This is a genomic window from Candidatus Kuenenia sp. (genome assembly GCF_039794105.1).
GTDB lineage: Bacteria > Planctomycetota > Brocadiia > Brocadiales > Brocadiaceae > Kuenenia.
Genome location: NZ_JBDIWA010000007.1, coordinates 102276 through 126276 on the forward strand (window position 1 = coordinate 102276; position 24001 = coordinate 126276).

General features: G+C 41.7%; 19 protein-coding genes. 9 read left to right on the top strand and 10 right to left on the bottom strand.

Going from position 1 to position 24001, the window contains the following annotated elements; genetic code table 11:
* Positions 1-285 precede the first annotated feature (285 nt).
* Together ABJL82_RS05960 and ABJL82_RS05965 are read left to right on the top strand one after the other, a co-directional pair.
* Entirely contained in the window at positions 286-978 is a 693-nt protein-coding gene (locus ABJL82_RS05960; RefSeq protein WP_347273811.1) for a hypothetical protein, read from the top strand.
* A 636-nt stretch (positions 979-1614) separates the two neighbouring features.
* Positions 1615-3567: a SulP family inorganic anion transporter gene (locus tag ABJL82_RS05965; protein ID WP_347273812.1), complete on the top strand. Its 1953-nt coding sequence runs from the start codon at positions 1615-1617 to the stop codon at positions 3565-3567.
* A 149-nt stretch (positions 3568-3716) separates the two neighbouring features.
* Here ABJL82_RS05965 and ABJL82_RS05970 read toward each other — a convergent pair whose 3' ends face one another.
* On the bottom strand, positions 3717-4706 hold the full coding sequence (locus ABJL82_RS05970) for a cache domain-containing protein (RefSeq protein WP_347273813.1): 990 nt from the start codon (positions 4704-4706) through the stop codon (positions 3717-3719).
* Between the two features lie 324 nt (positions 4707-5030).
* Between ABJL82_RS05970 and ABJL82_RS05975 the strand changes: the two genes are divergently transcribed.
* Complete coding sequence (locus ABJL82_RS05975) at positions 5031-5522, top strand: DUF456 domain-containing protein (protein WP_347273814.1); 492 nt, start codon at positions 5031-5033, stop codon at positions 5520-5522.
* A 24-nt stretch (positions 5523-5546) separates the two neighbouring features.
* Here ABJL82_RS05975 and ABJL82_RS05980 read toward each other — a convergent pair whose 3' ends face one another.
* Genes ABJL82_RS05980 through ABJL82_RS05990 form a run of 3 tightly spaced genes read right to left on the bottom strand, consistent with a single transcriptional unit; the run spans position 5547 to position 8600 of the window.
* Positions 5547-7334 (bottom strand): ATP-binding protein, encoded by a 1788-nt coding sequence (locus ABJL82_RS05980; RefSeq protein WP_347273815.1) that lies wholly within the window; start codon positions 7332-7334, stop codon positions 5547-5549.
* Positions 7328-8020 carry a response regulator transcription factor gene (locus ABJL82_RS05985; RefSeq protein WP_347273816.1) on the bottom strand — a complete coding sequence of 231 codons (693 nt, stop codon included), beginning with the start codon at positions 8018-8020 and terminating at the stop codon, positions 7328-7330. Before ABJL82_RS05985 ends, ABJL82_RS05980 begins: the two co-directional genes overlap by 7 nt.
* Complete coding sequence (locus ABJL82_RS05990) at positions 8013-8600, bottom strand: hypothetical protein (protein ID WP_347273817.1); 588 nt, start codon at positions 8598-8600, stop codon at positions 8013-8015. Before ABJL82_RS05990 ends, ABJL82_RS05985 begins: the two co-directional genes overlap by 8 nt.
* Before the next feature lie 254 nt (positions 8601-8854).
* Between ABJL82_RS05990 and ABJL82_RS05995 the strand changes: the two genes are divergently transcribed.
* Positions 8855-9298, top strand: a complete 444-nt coding sequence (locus ABJL82_RS05995) for a hypothetical protein (RefSeq protein ID WP_347273818.1) — start codon at positions 8855-8857, stop codon at positions 9296-9298.
* Between the two features lie 144 nt (positions 9299-9442).
* Here the strand turns inward: ABJL82_RS05995 and ABJL82_RS06000 are convergent, their stop codons facing one another.
* The 4 genes from ABJL82_RS06000 to ABJL82_RS06015 form a co-directional block, all read right to left on the bottom strand.
* A complete protein-coding gene (locus tag ABJL82_RS06000) occupies positions 9443-10210 on the bottom strand; it encodes a type III pantothenate kinase (RefSeq protein WP_347273819.1) in 768 nt (255 codons plus the stop codon).
* A gap of 14 nt (positions 10211-10224) precedes the next feature.
* Positions 10225-11229: a GTPase ObgE gene (gene obgE, locus ABJL82_RS06005; RefSeq protein ID WP_347273820.1), complete on the bottom strand. Its 1005-nt coding sequence runs from the start codon at positions 11227-11229 to the stop codon at positions 10225-10227.
* Positions 11230-11488: 259 nt separating this feature from the next.
* Entirely contained in the window at positions 11489-12058 is a 570-nt protein-coding gene (locus ABJL82_RS06010) for an isoprenylcysteine carboxylmethyltransferase family protein (RefSeq protein ID WP_347273821.1), read from the bottom strand.
* Positions 12030-13061 (bottom strand): BadF/BadG/BcrA/BcrD ATPase family protein, encoded by a 1032-nt coding sequence (locus ABJL82_RS06015; protein WP_347273822.1) that lies wholly within the window; start codon positions 13059-13061, stop codon positions 12030-12032. Before ABJL82_RS06015 ends, ABJL82_RS06010 begins: the two co-directional genes overlap by 29 nt.
* Before the next feature lie 347 nt (positions 13062-13408).
* Here ABJL82_RS06015 and ABJL82_RS06020 point away from each other — a divergent pair, with 347 nt between their 5' ends.
* The 4 genes from ABJL82_RS06020 to ABJL82_RS06035 all read left to right on the top strand — a co-directional run bounded on the left by ABJL82_RS06020 (position 13409) and on the right by ABJL82_RS06035 (position 19927).
* A complete protein-coding gene (locus tag ABJL82_RS06020) occupies positions 13409-14710 on the top strand; it encodes a pyridoxal phosphate-dependent aminotransferase (protein WP_347273823.1) in 1302 nt (433 codons plus the stop codon).
* Positions 14711-15544: 834 nt separating this feature from the next.
* Entirely contained in the window at positions 15545-17176 is a 1632-nt protein-coding gene (locus ABJL82_RS06025) for a CARDB domain-containing protein (RefSeq protein WP_347273824.1), read from the top strand.
* A 161-nt stretch (positions 17177-17337) separates the two neighbouring features.
* Positions 17338-18930, top strand: a complete 1593-nt coding sequence (locus ABJL82_RS06030) for a CARDB domain-containing protein (protein WP_347273825.1) — start codon at positions 17338-17340, stop codon at positions 18928-18930.
* Between the two features lie 259 nt (positions 18931-19189).
* Positions 19190-19927: a DUF1566 domain-containing protein gene (locus ABJL82_RS06035; RefSeq protein WP_347273826.1), complete on the top strand. Its 738-nt coding sequence runs from the start codon at positions 19190-19192 to the stop codon at positions 19925-19927.
* A gap of 376 nt (positions 19928-20303) precedes the next feature.
* Here ABJL82_RS06035 and ABJL82_RS06040 read toward each other — a convergent pair whose 3' ends face one another.
* The gene (locus ABJL82_RS06040) at positions 20304-23054 is read right to left on the bottom strand and encodes an MMPL family transporter (protein WP_347273827.1); all 2751 of its coding nucleotides are present in this window, start codon (positions 23052-23054) and stop codon (positions 20304-20306) included.
* Positions 23047-23193 carry a hypothetical protein gene (locus ABJL82_RS06045; protein WP_347273828.1) on the bottom strand — a complete coding sequence of 49 codons (147 nt, stop codon included), beginning with the start codon at positions 23191-23193 and terminating at the stop codon, positions 23047-23049. Before ABJL82_RS06045 ends, ABJL82_RS06040 begins: the two co-directional genes overlap by 8 nt.
* A gap of 415 nt (positions 23194-23608) precedes the next feature.
* On the opposite strand from ABJL82_RS06045, the gene ABJL82_RS06050 reads away from it, so the two are divergent.
* Positions 23609-23803, top strand: a complete 195-nt coding sequence (locus ABJL82_RS06050) for a hypothetical protein (protein WP_347273829.1) — start codon at positions 23609-23611, stop codon at positions 23801-23803.
* Positions 23804-24001: the final 198 nt, after the last annotated feature.

The following is a 24001-nucleotide window of genomic DNA, read 5'->3' on the forward strand; positions in this document are numbered from 1 at the left end:
ACAACATACATATAAATAATTACTTATGATTTTGAGGAAAAATGAACTTTTAAACACGCCTAAATTATAGAATTGGTCCCTAAAAAAATTTCATTTAGCATTTTTTCACTTTTCCATGGCTTTGAAAATATGATATAAGTGGAAAATATCCGGCGGGACAAAGTTTCAAAAGCAAAGGTAAAAAGATGTTGAAACCACAGATTTCCAGGCTTGCTTCGTTTTTGTATAATAAGCTTCCATGCAACACTTTTTTTGTTTTTTATCATTTGAGAATGCAATAATCTGATGGAATTTATCACAACTAACTTCGAAAATCTTATTTATATCTATGAACATATTTTCTGGCTTAAAGAATGCCTTACCCTATTGCAATCGTCACTTGTTTTTCTCCTTGTATTATGGATTTTGCGAAGAAAGCAAAAAATAGAATTCCTCCTCTATCTTTCCGCTTGCGTGGGCATTGCATGTGTTTATTTTGGCGACAATGAATACTGGAGTGATAATGACATTCTCAAATTTATTGCCCCGGCTGCATTATATTTTTTTTATAATACAAAAGGGAAAGAGAGAAATGCCATCCTCTTTGCGTTTCTTACGCCTTATTCTATAATCTCTTACGAGTTTTACCGAGGTTTGGAATTCGCAATAGCATCCATGATTTCACATTCCCTGATTATTTTCAGTATTATTGTTGCAAAAAATACTTATTATCTCTCTCTGTTTATTAGTGTCGTGGTAGGGCTTCTCTTTAATTATATTGGGGTTACTGCTCCACCCAGCACAAGCGAACTTTTTGTAAATCCTGCACTGATCACATTAGCAACCATATGGCTTGAAATATATAAAAAAAATCCTCTTTACACAAATTTTCTGAAAATCTTTTGGATTACGCTCATTTGTTTTGCTTATTTCGGTAGCTGGTTTTTTTACTTTATCCAGCCATTTGTCGCATATTTCTTTCAACCAAATCTCTCCTAATGCGGACAAGCCGGAACCAAACAGCATAGAACAGGAAGAAAAGATACAGAGAAGGTTGGCATTGCAGCCTTTTTCGAAAAACCATACATGCCTACTCCTGCCGACAAGCCCCGCTTCCCGCGAAAAAAGTTGATCATTTTATAAGTCTCTAAAACCATAAATGCGCAAACAGAGTATCCTTGCAAAATGAAATGCTTATTTCTCGTCCGAAATAAAACATAGAACAAGGTAGATGTTGTAAATAGCTCATGCTTAATGAAATGTTGTAGGGGCGGAGCATTTGCCAGTTTTGGTATGAACGCATTTATGGCAATTTATAGCAAATGATTAGCCCCCTGCTGTTATGTATAGGAATTTCAATCTTCTTGTAGAGACGCATGCATGCGTCTCTACAAGAAGATCAACCACGGAATAAAGTTACTGCCAAAGGCAGGCAGTCTGATTTAATGTTTAGGGCTTTCAATGTTTTTAGTTAAGCAATGAACAAGCCCACCTCATGTACAATATAAGAGAGCCTTTGTTTTCGGAGCGCAATTTGCTTGACTTGTGACTACTATTTTGGAAGAAGTGGTGTGACAAGAAGGTGCTATCGTATAAAAGTATTCTTAAGATTGACAAATAAGGAGGTAAATGGGTGTGTCGAAATTAAACGGTGCTCAAGAGCCCGTTCCGAATGCCGGCTTTTCCGGAATGGGACAAAATTTTAAAAAAGACTTTAATGCGGGATTCCTGGTTTTTTTAATTGCACTTCCGTTGTGTCTGGGGATTTCTCTTGCCTGTGGTTATCCGGCAATAGCAGGCATATTCACTGCGGTTGTAGGCGCAATCGTTACAACGTTTATTAGTAATTCGCAGTTAACAATAAAAGGGCCGGCCGCGGGGCTAATTGTTATTGCAATTGGTGCAGTTACCGATTTCGGGTATACCGGGGGAAGAGACATCGCCGCAGATATTCAAGCCTACAGAATGGCGCTGGGGGTAGGCGTCGCCGCCGGCTGCTTACAGATTATATTTGGTCTTCTCCGGGTAGGCTCACTTGGGGATTTTTTCCCCTTATGTGCCGTACATGGCATGTTAGCCGCCATTGGCATTATTGTCATCCTCAAACAATTTCCCATAGTATTAGGCGGTACTGCTGCAGGTGAACCTTTTGAATTAATGGCAGAGATACCCAGGGTTATCATTGATATGAATCCTTACATAGCTGCAATAGGCATCGGCAGTTTATTTATCATGTTTGGTATCCCAAAGATAAAACATAAGTATAAAATCCTGCAAAAAATTCCTCCGCCAATGTTTGTGCTATTTTTTGCAATACCGCTTTGTTTATATCTTGGAGTACCAAATGAGGGCATTTATGTCTTTGAAGGATATGAATATAACCTCGGAAAAGAATTCATGGTAAATATTCCGGGCAATATGTTCAAGGCAATCGCCTTCCCGGATTTTTCTTCATTAAAATACATCGCAGGATGGAAATGGGTGATAATGTTTGCACTGATAGGAAGCATTGAATCCCTTCTTAGCGCAAAGGCGATAGATATTCTTGATCCATGGAAAAGGAAAACAAACCTTGACAGGGATTTGTTTGCTGTTGGAATAGGAAACACACTGTGTGCATTTGTCGGCGGACTGCCTATGATATCTGAAATTGTGCGTAGTAAGGCAAATATAGACAATGGAGCGCGCACACGTTTTGCAAACCTGTACCATGGTCTATTGTTGCTGCTTTTCGTCGCGCTTGTGCCTTCTCTCCTTTGCAAAATACCACTGGCAGCACTAGCAGCAATGCTTGTATACACAGGGTTTCAGTTAACCGCGCCAAAGGAATTTGTTCATACATACAAGATTGGCAAGGAACAGTTGGTCATATTTGTCACTACGTTAGTAGCCGTATTGGCAACTGACCTCGTCATAGGTATTGCCATTGGCATAGGAGCAAAATTTTTCATACATATCATAAACGGTGTGCCCCTTCGCTCATTATTCAGGCCGTATCTGGATGTTAAGATAAAGGACGATAAGACGGTAGTAATTTTCGCAAGCGATTCGGCTGTTTTTAGCAACTGGATTCCGTTCAGGAAACAGGTAGAATACTTCCTTAAAGAAGGTAAAAATGTAATATTGAACATGTCAAAAACAAAGCTTATTGATCATAGTGTTATGGGAAAGCTCAGCGAGTTCGAGCATGAATTCGAACGTAAAAATCTTACCCTGGAAGTAGTTGGTTTAGAGGCTCATCAAAAGCTGTCGGGACATAAACTTTCTGCCATGAAACATAACAGGGATTTAATCGTAAGAAAACATGTAAGTATTGTTGCTGAAACGGGAGCCCATGCACTGATAAGGAAAGGCTTTAGGAGCCTTGATATTGCCAGGTTCGCAAGCATAGAACCGGTCAAAAAACTGACGGATACGCCAAATGCCGCATATTCTTTAGTGCGCATTGAAGCACTGCTGCAAAATGAAAAAGCCGATGAGCTTTTTGAGTATTTACGTGAGGAAATATTACCAAAACACCCCAATACAATTGTCAGTATTGAAGACGTCGAAATGGTGTTGCCTCACGAAAGAAGGTCGGAAAAATAGGACAAATGTGATTACCATAAATTACCGTGGCGCTTTTCGTGCCACGGTAATTTTTTCCCCCTGAAGATCCATAAAATCGAAATGCAGTTGCCGGCAGGTGCGATCTTCCGGACATTAATTGAAATCTGAAGAAGACGGTGGAAGGATGTTTATAACAGGTTTTTTTTCCTGATACACCGGTGAAATACAATAGAAATAGCAAAGATAACAGTTGCGACAACTACAAGGTACGCTTCCAGCACGCTAAAAGAATGCAAGACTTCTTTTTCATCCATTTCCACAAGGAGAAACCATTTCACATCCCTTAAACCGTCAAGGGGTGTATATGCGCTGATCACGGGAAGGTTGCGATAATCCTTCACTCGTTGTATGTAGGTATTGCCAAGAATGACATCTCGCGAAGATTTTGTGTCTATTTTCATTTTTAAAATAGTATTTTCTTTGAGAAATCTTGACTTTGTTCTCATTAATTTGTCTTCGCCAATAATATAAATCTCTCCTGTCTTTCCCAATCCATCCCATTGTGACACAATAGCGTCAAGTTTCGAATAGGATATTTCAACAATAATTACCCCTAAAAATGTATTGGCATTATCAAAAACAGGGCAGGCGCCAATGCACATGAAGTCCCTTGTTTTCTCATTAAAGGTTATATCTGAAAAATAAAGGCGTGTTAACCCTTCCGTGAAGACTTCATTTAGTGTCGTTGAAACAAAATGACTGCTTTTTAAATTTTCTCCGCGAAACGATTCGCCTTTTACTCCATAGACAACAAATCCCTCTGCATCCACTAGGTATATGTTTTGGAGTCCATGCTGCGTCAAAAAATGCACAAAAAGGTATCCATAATCACTTTCTGCTTGTTTATAACGGGGATCATCAAAACCGCCTTCCTTAAACGCAGCGGCAAAAACCGGTAAACTTTGTATAATGAGTGGATTTTTGGAGAGGATATTAATATCACCGTACCGTTCACGGAAAAAGTTCTGTATCTGTGTTTTTTTAATTTCCCGAACGGAAAAGAGGTGGTTCTGTACCTGCTTTCGAAGCCCAGACCCCAGGATTTTAAAGGAAAGCAACCCCATAGCAATCAAAAACGTAATTATTGCTATTATGGCAGTTAAAAGTGTTTTATTCACAGAATTCAAGGTAATCAAAAAATGAGAAAAAATTTGTATGGAGATGAGTATTCTGGAAAATCTGTAATAACAATAAATTAACGATAGATAAAATTCAAGATTTTTCCAGACATTTCCTGTAAAATACCATTCCGTCTAACTTCTCAATAAGTTGGGGTTTTTATAATAATTTCGACCGTCTGCAATCTGTATTTTGCCGACTGCCGACTCCATAGTATTTACCATTAATAAAAGTGGGTTGTTTACCTCAACTTATTTAGAAGTCACATTCCGGCAATACGTTTTGACCGGATATCAATGTTACCTTTAAAACAGTTTTGCAAAATGGATATTTGGGAAATAATACTATTTGCCGTATCAATGGTTATCATGCTTGCAGGCATGCTGGGCATTGTGCTTCCAATACTCCCCAGTATCCCGTTAATTTGGTTCGGCGCTTTTTTTTATGCCGTCTTCACGGGTTTCAGCGAAATAACGTGGAAACTGTTGTTGCTATTTGCTCTGTTAACGGTATTTTCCATAGTTATCGAAAACATAGGCAATGTGTACGGCGCCAGGAGATTCGGCGCTACGAAATGGGGCATTGCAGGGTCGATACTGGGCAGCGTTGCGGGATTTTTCTGGGCTGGGGCAATTGGATTAATTGTAGGGCCTGTTATCGGCACCATTATTTTTGAAATGATAGGCGGGAAAAATTACGCAGGCGCTATGAAATCAGGCTTGGGTAATTTTGTCGGTTTTGTTGGCGGAACCCTGATGAAAGGGATTATTGGAGCTGCAATGATCGTTATTTTTGTATGGAAGGTTTTTGGCTAAGAAAAACACCTTCCCATGCCAACGTTATTTACCATCAAAAGCGGCTGACGGTTTTTGTTGTTTTTGCGGCAATATGACCGTAAAGGTACTCCCCTTGCCAACCGTACTTTTTAGTTTTATGGCGCCATTATGCAGGTTTACTATATGTTTGACGATAGAAAGACCCAACCCTGTTCCGCCCATTTCCCTTGAACGTGCCGGATCTATCCGGTAGAACCTCTCAAAAATACGGGGAATATGCTCGTGTGGTATTCCGATGCCCGTATCTGAAACTTCGATCTGTATTGTTTCCTCCGCAGGGGAAATTGAAAGCCCGACGTCACCGCCCACGTGCGTATATTTTATTGCATTGTCAAGCAGGTTCGTCAGCAACTGCCTTAAAAGGTATTCATTTGATTCTACAGTAGGTAGGTTTTGTGAGATGTGCGGGCGAAACGATTGTTTCTTTTCCTTGCAGTGTTCCTTGTAGGTGTGCAATATATCCTCAATACACGCATATAGGTTCAATTCATGAAGCTCCGTTTTCAATTCGTTCGTTTCCAGCTTTGAGAGTTCTAAAATATCTTTGATCAAATTATCAAGTCTTTGTGTATGTTTCATAATAACTTTCAAACTGTTATACGTATGCCCGCCATCAGCGGTATGGTTTTCCAACAGCGTTTCCACATAACCCTTGATGGAAGTAAGAGGCGTCCTTAATTCGTGGGAAACATTAGCGACAAATTCCTTCCGGGTGTTCTCCAATTTTCTTAAATCTGTAATGTCGTGGAATACAATAAGAATCCCTATGGTATTATTGTCCTTTTGAAGCAGGGAAAACTGCGTCTGGAGCAGCTTTTTCTTTGGGGAGGCGTATTCTATTTCTGTCGTAAATCCGGCATTGGTTTTCATTATCTGTTTTACCAGTATTTGCAGCGTTTCGTTTCTTATTCTTTCCCACAAATAATCCCTGCCAGGCGATATCTCTGCTATGCCAAAAAATGTCTTTGCCATATTGTTTATAAGCAGAATCCTTTCCTGTAAATCCACCACCATAATGGCGTCTTTCATATTATTTATAATAGCCGTCAGCCGTTTTTCACTATCGGAAATTATTTGTTGTTGCGTCTGCAAACGGTTTCCCATCGTATTAACGGCCTTAGCAAGCTCCTTTGTGCCATTCCGTGAAGAAATATCCGCCCGCGTCGTAAAATCGCCACGGAGAAAATTCTTAACAATTCGGGTGATTTCAGCTACCGGTGAGAGGATTCGTTCGATAATGATGAATCCTATGGCAGCACTGACAGCAAAAAAAATCAAAAGGCACACGGCAATTTTTTTTGAAACAGAAGAAATCGCGGCGTGAGCGTGTTCAAGAGGGGAAATAACGACAAGGCTCTTTATGCCCACATCAGGGATCCCAATGGATACTGAAATGAGGGATACCTGTAGTGATTCATCGTGAAATATATTGTTATTAGAACCTTTACGCAGGTATGCGACAACGTTATCCTCCGTGAATGCTTCCGGTATATTTTTATTTAAGAAAGCATAAGCAATACCTCCGGCAGCATCCGTGATAACAATGCCGACCTTGAGTAAATTACCGATATCTTCACTGGCGGAAATAATTTTTTCCCTGTTGTTTCCCGGCAACACCTTTTCCAAAGAACGATATACCGCAGATGACTTTGAGAGAATGTTTTCGTTGAGAAGGGCGACATGATGCGATTTCAGAGTTCTGTGTACGTAATAAAAGGCGGGTAAGAAACAAACGGATAACAGGAGAAAAAGGAGAAGACATGTTTTAAAAACCGGCTTGTGTTTCAACATGCTTGCCATTCCATGAATTTGTATCCAATGCCTCGTATCGTTATGATGTGATTTTTAAACGACTTTAGTTTTTTTCGCAGAGACGCTATATGAACATCAATCGTCCTGTCAACAATAATTGTTTCCACTCCAGCGATTGCATCAATCAATTGGTCTCTGGTAAATACGCGGCCCGGTTTGCCTGCCAATTGACACAATAGTTTGAATTCTGTAAGTGTGAGGGGGATGAGATCGCGTCCAATTTTTACTTCATAATTGTCCAGGTTGATTTTCAGATCGCCTATTTCTATCAATTCCTTTTTAGAGGAAGCATTCTTTGTGCGTCTTAGTACGGAATGTACCCGCGCTACAAGTTCTTTCGGGCTGAATGGCTTTGTAACATAATCGTCTGCTCCGAGTTTAAGGCCGAGTGTTATGTCGCCTTCTTCTCCCCTGGCGGTCAGCATGATTATGGCAGCACCGGACAATGCTTCATCTGCCTTTAAACGCTTGCATACTTCCAGGCCATTCATTCCGGGAAGCATAATATCCAGGATGATAAGCGCCGGATGTTCCGATTTCGACAACGCAAGCGCGGTCTCGCCATCCAGGGCGGTAATCGTTTTGTAACCATCCTTTTCCAGATGGTACATAATAAGGTTTACAATATCCTGTTCATCGTCTACGATCAGTATGGTTTCATTCATTTGTACCAGGCTGCCCGTTTTCATTCCGATAGTAATAATAGTACACAATTTGTGCGAACGTCTCTAAGGCGGCGTCACCTTTTCCAAGGGTTGCAAGATATTCTTTAAAGGCGGGTATATTTTTAAAATTTTCTGACACATAATGCGCCACAAATGTTTCTGCGGAAAGAAAGTTTAGTTCCGACCCCTTATCTTCGGGACTCTGATAGATTTTAAACGCCACAATATCGGTAATTTTTTTTAAGTCGGCGTCTTTTGCCGTAGAGATAAGATTTTTTACTACCTCAAATTCAAGGAAATGATTCTCCCGGTAATATTCGTAAATTATATCTGCGAACCGATGAACGGACAACATTCCTTTGTTAAGATGTGACAGCTTTTCCTGGAAGGAATGAACGTCGGGAAAATTTTCTGATATGTATTGGACAATAGCATCTATCGCGGCGAGATAGTTTGCTTTTTCCCCAAGGTTTTCCTGTCTCTCATATATCTTGTATGCCACGAGGTCTGTTATTTTTTTGAGCGAAACATCTTTTTTGCCGGAAAGGGCGTTTTTAAGCAATTGTTTATCGATGGTCATGTATTTTCCTTTGAGAAAGAAAACGGGTAATTTTGTACTTTGACAAGATAAGGATATGTTTTAAAATATTGAAACAATTGTGGCAACAATAAAATTGGCAAAATAAAAGAAAGAGGTACGGTTAATTACGTAATTTGCCACATTAATACATACCGTACAAATGTAGTTGATGTTTTAGAAAACGAAACGTTTGCATAGGGATTGACGCAATGTTTCTTTAACAGCGTACACATAATACAGGGTGGATTGTTCAAATGAAAACAGAATCAAAAAAAAGGGCGCTTTCACCAATAAGACTGCCCAAGTATAACTTCACCCTTCGTGCTCCTGAATTTCAAAAGGAGGGGGAAGAGTTTATTATCTGGTTTTTCGAAGGGATCATTGAAAAGGTACCGGATTATGTTGAATGTCTTATGTATTTAGGCAATGCTTACACTGAAACGGGCAGGTATGAAAAGGGTCTTCTGATTGATCTGAAATTGTGCCGCCTGCAAAAAGATGACCCGTTTGTACATTACAATCTGGCATGCAGCTATGCATTGCTTAAAAATACGGAAGAAGCGTTTATTGCGCTGGAAAAGGCAATAGATTTGGGCTACAACGATATTTACTATATTAAAAACGACAAAGACCTTGCGGTTCTTAGAAAAGACCTTCGGTTTAAAAACCTGTTAAAAAAAATCTCAAAAAAAGCGTAATAGCCGGGAAACCGGTAACAGGGATAGTAGTATCAAGGTGGTTTTTGGGGGAAACGTGTTGCCGGTATGCACTTACAAAAGAAGCTTGTTTTTGGCAGGATAGGACGCCATAAAAGATATCCGATCAGCGCAGGAGCGAACCGTTTACCTGCATCTCTCCCGCCATGCCTTGTACGTCCATTGGATGCCTTCCAGCGTCAGGTGCGGCGTTACGGAGGCGATTGCCGGTATCTCCCGCGCCAGTATAGGTGCGCTTCCCCCTGTTGCAATGATTGCCGGTGTATCGCGGAGCTCCTTGCAAATCATTTCAATGTATTGTTTTACCATTCCGATTGCGCCCCAGTAAATTCCTGACCGTATTGCTTCGATGGTGTTTCTCCCTAAAATAGTATCCGGTTTTTTCGTGATGGATACTTCTGGCAGCAGAGCAGTAGCATGGTGTAATGTCTTTGAAGAAATAGCCATGCCGGGAGCAATAATACCGCCGAGAAAGGCGCCGTGATTATTTATAACGTCAACAGTAATTGCAGTGCCGGCGTCAATTATTATTGCCGAATCATGGAATCGTTCATATGCGGCAACCGCATTCATCAATCTGTCGGCGCCAATTTTCTCCGGGTACTCTGCAAAAACAGACAAAGGAATGGGAATATCTTTTCCGATTTTCTGGGGCGACGTATGTAACCGGGTTTTTATGCATTCGAAGAGCACCTCTTCCGGTTTTGGGTTTACGGAGGAAATAATCACTGCAGAAACACTGTTTTTGAGAGAACAAGTGGATATTGCTTTTGCGAAACTATCATGCAGCATATGCGGCTCGCTGCTACTGAGGGAAAAGGGTGTGAGTAAAACGTCCCCCTCAAAAACTCCGGCGTGAATGTTTGTATTGCCAATATCAATTGCCAGCCACATGGCGCCGCTCCCGGTTAAGCAGTGTCTTTTTGTAATGTTTTGGACAACAAATAAATCAGGCTACTCAAATTTTTCCCAGTTATTGTTGAGACGGGGCAGACAGTCTGGGAAATATTTTCTTCAAGCTTTTTAATGCATGCAGCGCCCGTTTCTTCGTCAAGGAGATCCATTTTATTCGCCACAACAATTTCGGTCTTTTCCGTGAGTTTTGGATTGTATTGCTTTAATTCATTGCGGATAATACGGTATGCTTCCGACGGGTCTTTTTCCGGGAAAACAGATACGTCCAGCATGTGTACCAGCACCTTTGTTCTCTCAATATGCCGTAAAAATTCGTCTCCAAGCCCTATCCCTTTATGTGCGCCTTCTATGAGGCCGGGGATGTCTGCGACGATAAAGCGCCGAAAGTTTTCTATTTCTACAACACCCAGTTGTGGTTGTAATGTGGTAAAGGGATAATCTGCTATTTTTGGTCTTGCTTTGGAAATGCGTGAGAGCAATGTAGATTTTCCCGCGTTGGGCATACCAATAAGACCGGCGTCCGCAAAAAGTTTTAGCTCTAAAATCAGCCACCGTACCTCGCCGGGCTGCCCATCTTCTGCCTCACGGGGGACGCGGTTCGTTGCGGTGGCAAAATGCTTGTTTCCCCTACCGCCCTTTCCGCCTCTGGCGATGACTATGCTTTCTCCCGCAGTGCTCATGTCCTTCAGGATACGGCCGCTCTCTTTGTCTTTTATTAAGGTGCCTCGCGGCAATAAGAGGACGATATCTTTTCCGTCCTTGCCGTTTTTGTTCGATCCTTTTCCGTGGCCGCCATTATCTGCAATGTGTTTGACCCGGGAGGTAATGTCTAAAAGGGTTTCTATCTTTTCGCTTGCCAGCAATATAATATCGCCCCCTTTCCCGCCATCGCCTCCATTCGGACCGCCATGTGGTACATATTTTTCTCTGCGGAAACTGACGCAGCCGTTTCCCCCGTCCCCGCCTTTTACATAAATAACGGCTTCATCTACAAACATAGTACGTAACTCCGAAAGAATACAAGGATAAACAAAAAGGATACGTAATCAAAAAAACGATATCCCGAAAATAAAAGGTAAAATGTATAGTAATGCTATGGGTTTGCCTGGTTAATAGTGTAGAGAGGTCTTAAAATCAGGGGTGATTGATGCATCATATAAAATGTAAAGTTTTTTTAGTTTAACCCACCTGGCCGTTGTGTTGCAATAGGAATTCTTTGACTGTTCGGTATCGACACATCAATAACCCATCTTTGCATTATTCTCTTCTTTGTTTACTTTTAATTCCAGGCAGCCATCTTGGGACCTGCCGGCAATACTCTTCGTATTGCTTGCCAAAACGTCCTTTCAGCTCAGGCTCTTCAAAATAAACAACCAATATATGCGCTATCATACTAATCACTATCGCATAAATAAGTATGCCCAGATTCGCAGAGAAGAGAACTTCTCCCCAGATTATCATTAGTTCCGCCAACATAATCGGATTGCGCACAATACGGAAAAACCCGCCGGTAACAAGATTTTTCGGCGCATCCAACATGAGGGGAGTCCCCCTGCCTTTATGACTGAAAACCCAAAGACAGTGTATCCACATAACCATGCCGGCACATACAAGAATCCCTCCTCCCCATATGCCAATCGCCGGAGGGATCGTCGCCTTTACCGTAATTATACGATGCGCCGCACATGGCAAAACAACCATGAATACGGCAATGAACAAGAGGGCGTTCAACAGCGATTTCCCCCACAATATTACCGTATTCTGTGTCTTGCTCTGCCGAACCCTTGGTCGATACAATTTAAATGCCGCCACCGCCGTTCCTTTCACTATTCCCGCCGGTACAATTCCCCTGCGGTTTTTCCATGCCGGCAAGCTTCAATGCCAGGATTACCGCGCCTTTTGCCTGATCTTCCGCAAGCGACACCGGCATTGCCCCAGGCACAGATTGCCTTACTTTATGCACAAGGTGTTTTTCGACAAAATCGCTATTGCGCAATACTCCACCTGCTAGTACCAGTGGAAAACTTTCTTTCGTAAAAGAAAGTTCTTTTGCCACCGCCAATACTCCATGACATAGTTCATCGGCCGCATTTGTTAAAATATGAAGCGCAACGGTATCACCCGATTTTGCTGCTTTATGTACCAGTTTTGCAATACCGGCAACACGGGCGTATTCCGGAGGTTTTTTCAAAATATGCGCTGCCATTTCCGCCGGTGTGCTAAAGTGTAATTCCTTAAGGATATATTCCGCAAGATGGGTTTGGCGGTCCCTTCCGTCGTATGCCCTCATGATTGCCCGCAGAGCCATCTTCCCTATTTCGTAACCGCTCCCTTCATTATCCAGAAAATTGCCCCAACCCCCTGCCTTTGCCGTTTTTCCGTCAAAACGTTCTCCATACACTATGGAACCCGTGCCGGAAATTACCACAACTCCATGCCGCTTGCCTGCCCCGGCAACAAGAGAAATAATTGCATCCGTATACACCTCAATCTGCATATCTCCGGCAAATAAATGTTTATACCGTGACTCCTCACCATAACGGTCTGTTACCTGACAGATTACCTTTCTCATTGTATGCCTTGTCTCTTCTTCTCCAACCCCGGCTAAGCCTGCACACAAGGCTTCTATCCTGAATTCCGGAACGGACGATGAGTGGATAGCGCAGGAAATAGACTCCTGCATTGCGGCTATTATCCCATCAGTATTAACCAGATTGGGATTCGCAGGGCCGCCCCTCCCCTGCCCGATTATCTTTCCTGTATCATCAGAAAGCAGGCAAGAGGTCTTTGTACCCCCGCCATCAATTCCCAATACACATTTTTTCATCATAGACTGCGTCTCTCATTCATTTTAAAAAGGTGTCTGTAAGGTATATAGTGTAGTCAAAGAAATAAGGTTATAGTTAAAGAAATCTATACTTTCAAAAGAAGCTTTACGCTTTTATGGTCTTAGTGAAAGACCGAGTTTACCATTTAAAATACCCGTTTGTCGAACACTCTTCACAAACATATTTCTTGCATGTACAGGAATACATTTGTAGAATCATTTTTTTGTTTTTTTATTCTTTTTTTTCACACGGTAACTATTTCCTATAAAATACTTTATCAGGAAATATGTAATCATATATTTTATTTAATCAGTAAAATCATTCTTTTTTTTGAAGGGTACGCAGGATTATGCGCAGAGGCATTGAACATGAAGGTTGGAGACACCTTACCTATGAAATAAGAGCTATCGTGGCGGTAGCAAACGAATTAAAAAAATTAGGCGTCGAAATTACCTGGGAGAACATAGGGGATCCTGTCCAAAAAGGAGAGAAAATCCCTCAATGGATAAAAGACATAGTTATTCAATTGGTATCAGAAGACAAAACATATGGATACGTAGCCACACAGGGCGTTCCCGAAACGAGAAAATTCCTTGCCGATCAGGTAAACAAACGCGGCGGGTATCAAATTTCGCCGGACGATATAATCTTTTTCAACGGATTAGGCGATGCTGTTTCCACTATCTTCAGTCTTTTGAAGAGGGAAGCGCGTGTGATTGGCCCTTCGCCAGCATATTCCACTCACTCGTCAGCAGAGGCAGCCCACTCCGGGTATGATCACCTTACGTATGATCTCGACCCTGAAAACAATTGGCTGCCGGATCTTAATGATATTGAAAATAAAATAAAGTATAACGATTCCATTGCCGGCATGCTTATCATCAATCCCGACAATCCTACAGGATCAGTATACCCGCGTCCCTTCCTGGAAAAAATTGTTGAAATTGCAAAGAGGTATGAGTTATTTCTCATCTGTGACGAAATATATGCAAATATCGTTTATAACGGCGCTGAAACGGTAAATCTCAGCGAAATAATCGGCGGTGTGCCCGGCATGGCAATGCGCGGCATTTCCAAAGAATTTCCATGGCCTGGTTCCAGGTGTGGATGGATTGAGGTGTTCAACCAGGAATCAAATCCGGAATTCAAGAACTATATCAAAAGTTTAATTAACGCAAAAATGCTTGAAGTGTGTTCTACCAGCCTACCCCAATATGCTATTCCACTGATAATGGGTAATCCAAATTATCAGGCGCATCTGAAAATGCGTAGAGAGAGGTATGAACACCGTGCGTATGAGGCATGCGAAATCTTTTCAAAGGTAAATGGCATACGTGTGGTAAAACCCCAGGGTGCATTCTATATGTCCATCGTATTTAAGGATGGTGTTTTAAATGCCCAACAAACCCTGCCAATCGAAAACATTGCTGTTAAAAAATACATCTTGGATAAAGTAAGTGGTGTGGAGGTAGATAAAAGGTTTGTGTATTATCTTCTCGGGGCAACGGGGATATGCGTTGTGCCATTAACAGGCTTTTGCTGCACAAGGAAAGGATTCCGCATCACGCTATTGGAAGCCGATGATGAAAAACGAAAATGGACGTGGAATACTATTGCTGAAAATATAAATAAATATATAACCTCCGCCTAAACTCCTCACCGCATCCATGCAGCATTAACCATTTTTAATCCCTTCGAGCAGGGTCTAATCTGGTAGATTCCGCTAAATCAGATGAAGACAGGAAAAACAACTATAGCGCGGCAAAAGAAATTGTTGAATATATAAAACAAACATTCAATAAAATCTATACGCCCGAAGGAATGGTACATACCCTCGATAGATTAGGCTTTACTTACAAGAAAACTGTAACTATTCAGCGTAATCTATTAAATTGCCGAAGCACAACTCGTTTCCAAATTCATGTTTGGGAACGTAATGGCACTGGAAACTACATTCGCGGGTTCAGGTTTGCAACCTGAACCAAACGTTTTATCCTTTCAACCCCGCCTTCTATTAACAGAACAAATGACAAATAAATTCCAGCCGCAATTGATTTTTAAAAAGCGAGAACCATTCATTTAGAATGTCCAGCGGATAAAAAGCATTATAGACATGTTTTCAATACCCCCATTTTCAGGTATTGACATGAAAAAAAAACTGTTTATATTGGACATAGAGAAAAAGCATCTGCTTTGCAGTATAAATTGAGAAAACTAAGTAATTTGCCAAACTACCGGAGTGTAAAGCCAACTTGTTCCCAAACCTTGTGCTGAACATAGTGAAGTATCTGCTTGGGAAGGAGTCGTGTATTGTTTACGCTGAATAGTTACGTTTGCGGAGAAATATAGAAATTATTTGTTTCGATTAAATCAAAAAAAATAACTTTTACCACGCTTGGGGGGGCATTAAAACCGGTTCTGATTTTGTGGGAATTTAAGTATTTTAGTCCAGACGATTTTACCGTTATTGAAAGGAGGCATCACTTTGAAAATTAACCATTTAAGAAAGATGTTCTTGGTTGTACCGCTTTTTATATTGTGGGCTGTTATTGGAAGCAATTCCTGGGGAAGTGGTATTAAACACGATCCTGACGAAAAAGGAAAACATTACCACGGACATATTAACGAAGAACCAGGTTCCAGGCATTATGAAGCGATACATGACAAAAAACCAAAACCTGAGCCTAAATCTGACATGTTAATAACCTCTATGGCATACCCAACAGGCAGTAAGGATTGTTGCAGCGTTATTTATATGGAAAAAATAGCACCCAGAACAGGCGCAGTGGGTGTTCCTTATGAATATGTTATAAAAGTAACAAACCTTATTGACAGCAAGGTTGATGATGTAGAGGTCATTCATAGCCTGCCAGGCAATTTTACCATAACAGGCGCAGACCCTGATATGGCACAAAGCATAAACGACAGCATGAAAGAAGGTATTGCTGTGTGGGAACTAGGTACACTGCAGCCTCATGAAACTAAAATTATCCGGTTAGCAGGTACCCCTACCAAAGAGGGTAAGATGCCGTTTTGTACCGACCTTGAATACCAGTTGCCGGATATTTGCCTGGAACCGGAAATATTGCAGCCAAAGTTGTTGCTTTCCAAAAAGGCTCCGGAATCTGTATTGCTTTGCGATACCATACCATTGACTTTTGTAGTACAGAACAGCGGAACGGGAATGGCCAGGGATGTTCAGATAAAAGAATCATTGCCTGACGGATTAACTACCCAGGACGGACATGCCAGTGTGATCTTGAAGGTCGGTACCCTTGCGCCTGGAGAGTCAAGAACGGCGACACTAAATGTTACAGCAGAAAGAATTGGTGAATATCATAACATTGCAACAGCAGTTGCGGATGGCGGATTAAGCATTGAGTCAAACAAAACAAGCACGGTTGTATTACAGCCCAAGTTGGAGATTGCAAAAACAGGACCTGATAACATCTATCTTGGACGTAACATTACCTATGATATATCGGTAAGCAACATAGGAAATGGCCCGGCATCGGCAACAGTAGTAACAGATACCATCCTTGCGAATGCTACATTTCTGAATGCGACCAATGGCGGAGTAATGTCGGCAGGCGGTGTAAAATGGAATCTGGGTACTTTACAGCCAAACGATTCAAAAAAATTAAGTGTTACCGTACAGCCAAATGGTATTGGTACAGTTGAGAACAAGGTTACTGCCGAGGCAGTATGTGCAGAAGCGGTATCTGCAACCGCAACTACAGATGTTGCTGGTATTTCCGCTATATTGCTTGAGGTTGTTGACGTACATGATCCAATTGAGGTGGGACATGATGAGGTATACATTATTACCGTTACCAACCAGGGAACTGACCACAGCAGAAATATCAGGATAACCTGTACACTGGAAGATAGTATGGAATATATATCTTCCGGCGGTGTGACTAGCGGGACAATTGATGGTGAAGGCAGGACTGTAACATTTAGTCCGTTGCCAAGCCTGGCTCCAAAAGCAACGGCAACGTGGAAGGTTGAAGTAAAAGCCTTGAGCGACGGTGACGCAAGGTTTAAAGTTAATATGACCGATGATCGTTTGACAAGGCCGGTAGAAGAAACCGAGGCCACACATTTCTATGAATAATTTCTTATAAAAGCCGGGAGTTATTTATTGGTCGGTTAATGTGGTTAGTATGATACTTATGGGTACTCATAAACAGAAGCAAAAAAGCCAGCTCTTTTTGCTGGCTTTTTTGCTTTCTATAAAATTGTTTAAATAGGATTCATTTAATGGAGATACTATATATGAATAAATTTAAAAGAGCCGTATTTTTGCTTTATATTCTTTTTGCGACTTTACCATTTTTATACGGATGTAGTTATACAAACAGGTATTTTTCGAATGAGAAGGAAGTTGTTTCCACGCGAGGATACGATGAAACCCAAGCAGCATCGGAAAAAAAATCTTCCGTAAAAAAAGAAACAAAATCGGAAGCCGCAGCCGAATATAAAAGACTTCATATGTCGGATAAACAGCATGGGCTTGTTCTTATCGATAAAAACCTTCCTTCGGAACCTCAGGTAGGGCAATTATTCGACTATGTTATCACGATAACCAATGTTTCAGGCCAGAAGCTGATGGATGTAAAGGTAATCGAAACGCTTTCAAATAATTTTGAAATGAAAAATTCCACTCCAAAAGCTGATATAACAAAGGAAAATGTTATACAATGGAGCATGGGAGAGTTGTCTCCGGATGAAAACAAATCATTTAGGGTATTTGGTGTTCCGGTGAAAGAGGGATCCATGTCTTTCTGTACGGATGTAACCTATAATCTGCCTCCATTTTGTTCCATTGCAAATGCAGTACAGCCAAAGTTGCTGCTTACCAAAAATACGCCACCGGCGGTATTAATTTGTGACGTGATACCTTTTACGTTTGTTGTGCAGAATTCAGGAACCGGATATGCCAAAAATGTCGAGATAAAAGAATCTTTACCTGAAGGACTCAAAACGCACGATGGGCTTTCCAATGTTGTACTAAAAATTGGTACTCTTGCTCCAGGTGAATCAAGGACGGTTGCATTGAACGTAACCTCCGATAAAACAGGAGAGTATAGTAACGTTGCAACAGTAGTTGCCGACACCGGATTAAGCGCTGAATCTAATAAAACCACCACTGTTGTGCAAAAACCGGAATTGCAGATTACAAAGAAGGGGCCTGGCAAGATATATATCGGACGTGATATAACATACGACATAGCAGTAAAAAATGTAGGAGATGGTAATGCCGGAACAACGGTAGTAGAGGACACAATACCCGCAAATGCAACATTTTTAAACGCAAGTTCCGGCGGCGTACTGTCTGCCGGTTCGGTCGCTTGGAACCTGGGTACATTGTATCCAAAAGATACGAGAAAGCTAAGTATTACCTTGCGTCCTAACGGACTTGGGTCTGTATTAAACAGGGCCACTGCTGAGGCGGTCTGTGCGGATGCCGTATCGGCAACGGCAACGACTGATGTCCTGGGTATTGCTGCTATATTGCTGGAAGTAGTTGACGTACATGACCCGATTGAAGTTGGGGCGGACGAAACTTATATTGTTACGGTAACGAACCAGGGGTCTTCCCATAGCAAAAATGTTAAAGTGTCATGCACACTCGAGGACGTCATGGAGTATGTGTCCTCATCGGGCGCAACCGGTGGTAGTCTTTCAGGTGATGGCAAGGTTATCAGCTTTGATCCGCTACCAAGTTTGGCTCCAAAGGCAAAGGCAACATGGAAGGTTGTTGTAAAAGCCCTAAACGAAGGGGATGTACGGTTTAAAGTCTCGATGCAGGATGATCGCCTTGACAGGCCAGTAGAAGAAACAGAGGCCACTACTTTCTATAAATAAAAGTGCCGAATAAAAGTTCGTTGTCGGTGAATTGTTTTTCCATGTTTTTAATCGGTATTTTATTAAAAGATAACCGTCCTTCCTCATTTCAAGTGAGGAAGGATTTTTATCTTTGCCCAATACAAAGATATAGTCAAACAAATCCGATTTTAGGTAACACTTTAGCCTTTTGAAAAACTCCAACAATGTAGTGCGACGAGGTTCGTCGCACTACATGAATTTTTCGTTCCCGCTCCCAAGCTCCGCAGGCGGGGTCAAAATGAACTTTGTTTGTCTACAAAGCGGGGATGAACTACTATGCCTTGGTGGTTATGAATCATTTCGTTTAAAAAGAACCTATAGAAACACAAACGGAGAAGATATGAAAAAAGGCCATGCTCTTTATCCGGGCAGTCTTGCTTTACTCAAAATCCTTGTGTTAATTGCAATAGTGCCTGCTAACAGCATTGTGTTTGCGGCAATGGAGACTGATGCTGTTGTACCAACGGGCAGTGTAGTTACGGCAATATTCTTTCGCAATACCCCGGAAAATGGCTTATCACCGGAAAAGATACAATCCGTATTGAAAAAAAAAGGACTATTTGATTCGCGAAGAAATCCTTTGGGAAAAGGAATTACCCACGCGTATGAAATACAAAAGGCGGGAAAAGTTGTGCATGACCGGACTGTTCATATTGCATGGCAGCAATCCGGTTCGCAAAAAGAAATGAATTACGCAGAGGCAAAGCACTATATTTCTCAACTAAACAGGGACCAATTTGCGGGTTATAACGACTGGCGTTTGCCAACCACCGAGGAAGCCATGTCGCTAATGCAATCAGTAAAGAAAAAGACTGGATTAAACATCGATGAGTTATTTGATCCCCACCAGGAAAGAATCTGGACTTCAGATATAAGAAAAGAAGGGACGGCATGGGTTGTCAGGTTTGATTCGGGATATTGCGACTACACCTATACAGATGCCAACATCAAATATCACGTTCGTGCCGTAAGGTAGCAAATAAAAAGGGTAATCGGTTCCCTTGCGGGATAGAGGCATATTGCACAGATTGCGAGGATTAAAAAACTCGAATGACCATGCGGAGCGCCGCGTAGCTATAATTGGCCAATTAAGAAGCACATTCTAATTACAAAGCATAAAATTCAAAACAACTCCAAAACATTGCAACACTTTAGTTTTGTGAAACCGTAGTGGTGAAGCGTTTGCAATAAACGGTTGCTGCTCACTCTTCACGTAATAGCTAATTCCAATAAATTCTCATGTAGTGCGACGAGGTTAGTCACACTACAAATGACAATTTCCAGTTTCAAAAGACTAAGGTGTTTACGATAAGTTACTAATGTATTCCCTTGCAAAATGTGGTTGCCTGCCCTTAAGCGGCTTTTTCGCCATAAAGGCGGCGTGTGCGTTTTTTTCTGTACTCATGTATGAGTGAAAGGGTAAACGGCAGGATGAATATGGACGTCACAAGGCTGCACGAGAGGCTGATTGCGAGGATCAATCCAAGGCTCGACACCCCCCGGTGAGACGCCAGCGCCAAAGACCCAAAGCCTATTATGGTCGTTAGTGAAGATACGAGTATCGCCTTTCCCGTGCTGGTTTGATGTATCCAAACGTCTTCTTTTTCGTTTAACCGCATCATGGTGTGTATGCTGTTATCAATGCTGATGCCCAGTATCAGTGGAAATGCGATGACATTTGCCGGGTTTGGCTGAATACGGAACAATTTCATAAATCCGATTGTCCATAAAATCGTCAAGAGCAGTGGATACAGCGTGATCAGGGTAAGTATTATATTTCTATAGGTGAAGATGAGGATCGCAAAAATAATAACCAGTGTGTAGCATCCGGCGACCAGAAACCCCCGTTTGATTAATCTGTTTGTATCATAAATCTGAAATGGCGCACCAGTAGCTTCAGGCTGTATACTCCGTATTTCCGATACAAACTCGCCCAGTTTTCCTTCCGTCCAGATGTCTTCTTTGGGAAAGATATATATCATGTTTTTCCCAGTTTTCCCGACAAATCGTTCTTTCAGGCCGTAGGGCAAATCGTCTATGGTCATGGGTTCGGGAACCATTCCATGCTTCAGGAATTCAAGATGTTTACGAATGGTCCGTTGTCCTTTGGACAATCTTTCCACGATTTCTGCTTCCGGCAAAGTTTCTGCACTCCGCAAAAAGGTATCTATTTTGTTGTTAAGGATGAGGAGGCGGTCGGCCAGGGGATGGCTATCCTCTTTCAGTAGCCCCATATTTTTGCCGAAAGTGAGCCGGAATCGCAGCCGTTCAAGAATGTTTTTCAATTCCTGATATCGTATTGCGTCGCCGGCATTCTCAGGAAGAGGTATTGTTTGTGCAATAGCATTCAATTCTTTTATAATGCCCGTCTTTTTTTCCTGCTCGCCGGGGAGCACCGAAGCAATGCTTTCTACCTTTCCCACGCTTTTAAGTCGCAGGAGTTTTTCGGACACCCTCTCAGCTTCTTCAGGTGTATGGGCGACAATCGCCCCAAACCATGTGGCGGTGCCGGTTGATTGAACAATTTTTATTGCGTATCGGGTCGATTCCAGGTTGGGTGGCAGGAGGTTCAGCAGATTGTCGTCAAATTTTATGTGCCTTACAAAGAAGCATGAACCAATTGCAAACAATATGGAAACAATCGTCAGTGGAACTTTGCATGAAACTACGATACGAAACATCCAGTTTTTTACCGGGGTGCATAATGAAGCCGCCGGAAACATTTTTTTCTCTGCAGTAATGAATTTGTCACATAAGATTATAAGCGAAGAAAGCAAAAACAGCGTAGAGATCAATGCGAGCAAAATTCCCGTTCCCGCGATTAGCCCCAGCTCGCTTAATCCTTTAAAATCGATTAACAGGGTGGAGTAAAACGATATTGCCGTGGTAACAGCACCCAGGATGATGCCTTTTCCGGTATTTTCCATTGATTTGCATAATGCGTCCCTTTTTTCATGGCCGAGTTTCCTGTATTCTGTGTAACGCAACATGAGGTGGATGCTGAAATCTATTCCCAGGCCGATTAAAACAACGGCAAATACAATGGAAAAGAGATTTAAGTACCCGATTGCCAATGTTGTAAATCCGAACGTCCAGCTTATCGAACATGAAAGGGTGAGCAGGCCGATTAATGGCATTACAATTGAATTGAACGAGATAATAAAGAGTATAGCAACTCCCACAAGTGCGCCAATGGAAATGTATAACATTTCTTTCTGGGAAATTTCCATTTCGTCGGCTTCCATAGCAACGGTTCCTGTAAGGCCGATATCGACTCCGGGACACATTTCTTTTGCTGCTGCAATTTGTTTTCTGATAAAACCGGTGGAATCCGTACCCGTCAATAACCCTTCAATATCGTTAACCGTTATCTCCATCAAGAGAATGCGTCCGTTATCAAAGAGGTTGTAATGTGCGGTATCCGGCGTGTTGCTGAGAGCCATAGCAGCGGGGGAAAAAGGTATTCCGCCGGGAGCTTGCATCGCTGTTTGCAATGGAGATTCCGGCATGGCATTGTTTTCACGGAGGTTATTATTCATGCCCTGAAGAAGGGCGATAAGCCTGTCGATATCTTCCGTGGTGGTGCTGCCGTCTGTTGTTTGTGCAGGGGTTTTCTGCGCCAGTGAATGCTCAAATTGGGCGAAAATATCTTCGTAGTGGTATGATTGAGGTAATTGCGCCCTGTTTTCCCGGGTGTGCAACAAATCGTTTTTTATTTTGAGAAGTTCTTCAACCTCAAGATAAAAGAGCCCCTTTTTCTCAAAATCTGTTTTGTTCACTTTATAGAAAATATTTTTAATAAGGCGTGGATTGTTCTTTAGCCTTTTTGCAATTTGTTCCGCAGCGTTAATAAGAGCATCCGTGTTCTCTGATTCCAGGACGATGATATGGCTATCAACCTGTCCAAATTCGTCCATTAGTTTCAGGAATCTTTTATTGTATTCCTTTTCTTTTGAGATAAGGGAGTTTCGGTCAGGGTTAAAGGTTAAATACTTTACCGTATAGAGCGAAGAAATGAGCGTAAGCAGGAGGGCAATGAATAATACTATTTTAGGACGGGAGCACGCAATGGCAGCGATTTTTCCGACAATGATTTCAAACACCTTGCAATCTCCGTATCTTTACTATCAATGCCGAAACAGCGCTTCTGATGTAGAACCACCCGGCAGGGGGCAATTCTGTTCTTTGGATAGAAGGTGCGGCAAAATAAATTGAACTATTTTTATAGAAGGTGTTTACCATTTTTTTCTCTTTTTCAATTAATGCGGGAAATATTCAGTACAACGTTTGTTTTATGCAGCACGATTCTCTGCGGATTAAAGTTTGTAACCCCCACGGGAAGTTTGTTTTATATGCGCTATATTATTAAACAATGCCTTATCTGTGAAATACCCATACAAATACGTATCTTATATTTCTACCCTATAATAATGAATAACTTCAACTTAAAAATGAGTAACAGTTCCGATCCGAAATACATGCAGAAATAACAATCAGTAATTTCTACCACAGTTTAGCGGTTTTTTCCCCTTTTCTTGTTTCTTCTTATATGCTATTGTGTAGCCTGTAAAACCAGTGGTTAGAAAGCATGGGTGTTATTGTTTAGTTTGTTTTCTTTTTGTTATATTTTATTTGAAGTACGACTGAGGAACGACTTATGAAAAAGCTTTTGTTCTTAATTCTTGTGTTTCTTATCGCCGGGTGCGCTTCAACGGTATCACAAACAGAGCAACAGTATTACAACGTTTACGATGAACAGGGTAAGCGCAAGGGGTACATAAAAGAGCAGGACGGGCATTTTACCATTTACGATGCAGACTGGCAGCGTAAGGGGTATCTGGAGCGCAAATAACTATAATGATTAAGGGATAAGGCAGGCCAGCCGACAAGGAAGGGGGAAAGGGGTCACCTCTTGACAGGCTATCCGAGAATGCAAGTTTTCACAAATTTGCTTATAATTATTAGGGTAACAGGGTTGCAATGGCGAAAATGGACGATATAATTATAAGTAAAAATGAGAACAACAAATCCAAACCACATCAAGCAACGC

Coding starts and splice junctions, on each gene's coding strand:
- ABJL82_RS05995 (WP_347273818.1), top strand. CDS start 8,855: ATGAAAACAGAATCAAAAAAAAGGGCGCTTTCACCAATAAGACTGCCC.
- ABJL82_RS06035 (WP_347273826.1), top strand. CDS start 19,190: ATGAACTTTGTTTGTCTACAAAGCGGGGATGAACTACTATGCCTTGGT.
- ABJL82_RS06030 (WP_347273825.1), top strand. CDS start 17,338: ATGAATAAATTTAAAAGAGCCGTATTTTTGCTTTATATTCTTTTTGCG.
- ABJL82_RS05960 (WP_347273811.1), top strand. CDS start 286: ATGGAATTTATCACAACTAACTTCGAAAATCTTATTTATATCTATGAA.
- ABJL82_RS06045 (WP_347273828.1), bottom strand. CDS start 23,193: ATGGTAAACACCTTCTATAAAAATAGTTCAATTTATTTTGCCGCACCT.
- ABJL82_RS06000 (WP_347273819.1), bottom strand. CDS start 10,210: ATGTGGCTGGCAATTGATATTGGCAATACAAACATTCACGCCGGAGTT.
- ABJL82_RS05990 (WP_347273817.1), bottom strand. CDS start 8,600: ATGACCATCGATAAACAATTGCTTAAAAACGCCCTTTCCGGCAAAAAA.
- ABJL82_RS06015 (WP_347273822.1), bottom strand. CDS start 13,061: ATGATGAAAAAATGTGTATTGGGAATTGATGGCGGGGGTACAAAGACC.
- obgE (WP_347273820.1), bottom strand. CDS start 11,229: ATGTTTGTAGATGAAGCCGTTATTTATGTAAAAGGCGGGGACGGGGGA.
- ABJL82_RS06050 (WP_347273829.1), top strand. CDS start 23,609: ATGAAAAAGCTTTTGTTCTTAATTCTTGTGTTTCTTATCGCCGGGTGC.
- ABJL82_RS05975 (WP_347273814.1), top strand. CDS start 5,031: ATGGATATTTGGGAAATAATACTATTTGCCGTATCAATGGTTATCATG.
- ABJL82_RS05980 (WP_347273815.1), bottom strand. CDS start 7,334: ATGTTGAAACACAAGCCGGTTTTTAAAACATGTCTTCTCCTTTTTCTC.
- ABJL82_RS05985 (WP_347273816.1), bottom strand. CDS start 8,020: ATGAATGAAACCATACTGATCGTAGACGATGAACAGGATATTGTAAAC.
- ABJL82_RS06020 (WP_347273823.1), top strand. CDS start 13,409: ATGCGCAGAGGCATTGAACATGAAGGTTGGAGACACCTTACCTATGAA.